4 protein-coding genes are annotated in these 2,728 nt (G+C 69.9%); 1 reads left to right on the top strand and 3 read right to left on the bottom strand.

Annotated elements, in window-relative coordinates; genetic code table 11:
* Together AB0J09_RS61755 and AB0J09_RS61750 are read right to left on the bottom strand one after the other, a co-directional pair.
* On the bottom strand, positions 1–458 hold a 458-nt coding region (locus AB0J09_RS61755), incomplete at its 3' end, for a DUF1707 domain-containing protein (protein ID WP_360713407.1).
* A 17-nt stretch (positions 459–475) separates the two neighbouring features.
* A complete protein-coding gene (locus tag AB0J09_RS61750) occupies positions 476–1,096 on the bottom strand; it encodes an ABC transporter permease (RefSeq protein ID WP_360713409.1) in 621 nt (206 codons plus the stop codon).
* 24 nt (positions 1,097–1,120) lie between these two features.
* Here AB0J09_RS61750 and AB0J09_RS61745 point away from each other — a divergent pair, with 24 nt between their 5' ends.
* Complete coding sequence (locus AB0J09_RS61745; protein WP_360713411.1) at positions 1,121–1,504, top strand: hypothetical protein; 384 nt, start codon at positions 1,121–1,123, stop codon at positions 1,502–1,504.
* 71 nt (positions 1,505–1,575) lie between these two features.
* Here AB0J09_RS61745 and argG read toward each other — a convergent pair.
* A partial coding sequence (gene argG / locus AB0J09_RS61740; RefSeq protein WP_360713405.1) for an argininosuccinate synthase occupies positions 1,576–2,728 on the bottom strand: 1,153 nt, incomplete at its 5' end.

Below are 2,728 nucleotides of genomic sequence, written 5' to 3'. Positions count from 1 at the left end.
GCGCCGGGACGCGCCCGGCCCGCCGCCTCGCAGGTCACGCCGCCCCATTCGGTACGCACCCCGTCGGTGTTCGCGGTGGCGCCGGGCGGCAGGACGATCGTGGCGGAGCCGTATTCGAGCCGTAGGTCGATCTCGATCTCCGGATGGTCGACGACGGCCCGGGACAGGTCGAGCCGCACCTTGCCGTACTCGGACTCGATGCTCAGCCGGCGCGGGACCTGCCAGTCGCCTGCTCGCAGGATGCGCCCGCCGGTGGACCTCAGCTCGACCAGCTCGTCCGGGAGCTCGGGCAGGTCGGCGATCGCCGACGTCAGCTCGGCGTGGGAGGCGGCGGCGAGCGCCTGTTCGAGGCGCTCCTCCATCTCGGCGGCGGTGAGCCGCCCGTCGGCGAAGGCCTCCTGGAGCCGCCGGACGGTCCTGTCGCGGTCGCCGTCGACGACCCGTACCTGTGGTTCCATGTCACCCCTCGGTGTGGTCATCGGCTGAGCGCTCGCTTGTACAGCCGGGTGGCCAGGGGCACGAACACGAGCAGGAGCACCAGCGACCAGAGCAGCGAGGCCGGCACCGCGTGCTGCAGCGGCCAGGCTCGCGGCAGCGGCATGGCTGAGGTGGTGTTGCCGAACAGTTCGCGGGCGGCCTGGGTGATGGTGGAGACGGGGTTCCACTCGGCTATGGGCCTGAGCGGTCCGGGCAGGCGGGCGCTGTCGACGAACGCGTTGGACAGGAAGACCAGCGGCATCGACACGATGGTGGCGATGTGGTTGAACACCTCCGGCCTGCGCAGGGCCAGCGCGACCGTGGCGGTGACCCAGGAGAAGGCGTACGAGAACAGGATCAGCAGGAAGAAGCCCAGCAGGGCTTCGTACGGCGCCGAGTGGATGCGCCAGCCGACGGCCAGCCCGGCCAGGACCATCACGACGACGCTGGTGAGGTTCATGAGCACGTCGCTCAGGGTCTGGCCGACGAGCACCGCCGAGGGCGCCATGGGCAGCGTGCGGAACCGGTCGAAAATGCCCTTCTGCAGGTCCAGGGTGAGGGTGTAACCGGTGATCTGCGCGCTCATGACGATGGTCTCGACGAAGATCCCGGGGACGATGAACCGCCGATCCAGTGGCGGTGGGTGTGGTGGGCCGAGGACGGCTCGGCGGTGTACTTCCTCGAGCAGCCGCGCGACTTCCGCACGCTTCGGCTGAACCGGATGGATCCGGACACCGGTGAGGTGACGACGATCCTGTCGGAGTTCGGACGGGCGGTGTGGGAGATCCTCTGGGTCGATGAGCCGGCACGGGTGGTGTACTTCACGGCGTCGGCGCTGGTGCCCGAGGATCCATACGGCCGGTCGGTCTGCCGCGTCGGGCTCGACGGCGCCGGTCATCACCGTCCGGGGCTGGGACGGCTGTGGGATCACCTGGTCGGCCACCACATCGGCGCCGAGCCGCCCGAGGGCTACCGCATCAAGCCGACCCCGCTCGACATGGACCTCATCTTCGGGTTCTTCGGCTGATCCCCGCTCGTAGTGGTGTGGCGGGCTGTCCGACGGCGTTCGCCGCGACGACCCGCCACCACGGCCGCCGGTCAGTCGGTGCCGGACTCCATCGCGGCGTGATCGAGCAACTGGTCGTCGTCGGGAACCTCTGTGGGGACCTCGCCGCGGGAGGCGATCGCCTCGGCCCCGCCCTCGGGCATCGCGCCGATCAGCCCGGTCGAGGCGGCCTGGGCGGTATCGATCAACGTCGGGTGCGGGCTGCCGACGATGCCGAGCCTGGCGTACTGCTCCAGCTTGGCGCGGGAGTCGGCGATGTCGAGGTTGCGCATGGTCAGCTGGCCGATGCGGTCGAGCGGCCCGAAGGCGGAGTCCTCGGTGCGCTCCATGGAGAGCTTGTCCGGGTGGTAGCTGAAGGCCGGTCCGGACGTGTCCAGGATGGAGTAGTCCTCACCGCGCCGCAGCCGCAGGGTCACCTCGCCGGTGACGGCCGTCCCGACCCAGCGCTGCAGCGACTCGCGCACCATCAGCGCCTGCGGGTCCAGCCAGCGGCCCTCGTACATCAGCCTGCCCAGCCGCCGTCCCTCGTTGTGGTAGCTGGCGAGGGTGTCCTCGTTGTGGATCGCGTTGACCAGCCGCTCGTACGCCGCGTGCAGCAACGCCATGCCCGGCGCCTCGTAGATGCCCCGGCTTTTGGCCTCGATGACCCGGTTCTCGATCTGGTCGGACATGCCCATGCCGTGCCGGCCGCCGATGGCGTTGGCCTCCAGCACCAGGTCGACCGCGGAGGGGAACTCCTTGCCGTTGATGGCCACCGGCCGGCCCTGCTCGAAGGCGATCGTGACGTCCTCGGTGGCGATCTCCACGGCGGGGTCCCAGAACCGCACGCCCATGATCGGTTCGACGATCTCGATGCCCGCGTCGAGGTGCTCGAGCGCCTTGGCCTCGTGGGTCGCGCCCCAGATGTTCGCGTCGGTGGAGTAGGCCTTCTCCGTGCTGTCCCGATAGGGCAGGTCGTGGGCGAGCAGCCACTCGGACATCTCCTTGCGGCCGCCGAGCTCGCTGACGAAGTCGGCGTCCAGCCACGGCTTGTAGATCCGCAGGGAGGGGTTGGCGAGCAGGCCGTAACGGTAGAACCGCTCGATGTCGTTGCCCTTGAAGGTGGGGCCGCTGTCCGGCGCCGGGGTGGGCGTCTCGTCGGAAGACGGCGAGACGTCATCCAACGGTGCGTCGTCCTCAGCCGCC

Origin of the sequence: Nonomuraea sp. NPDC049784 (assembly GCF_040659615.1) — a bacterium.
In the GTDB taxonomy this organism is placed as follows: Bacteria; Actinomycetota; Actinomycetes; order Streptosporangiales; family Streptosporangiaceae; genus Nonomuraea.
This window is presented reverse-complemented; position numbering and strand designations above follow the sequence as displayed.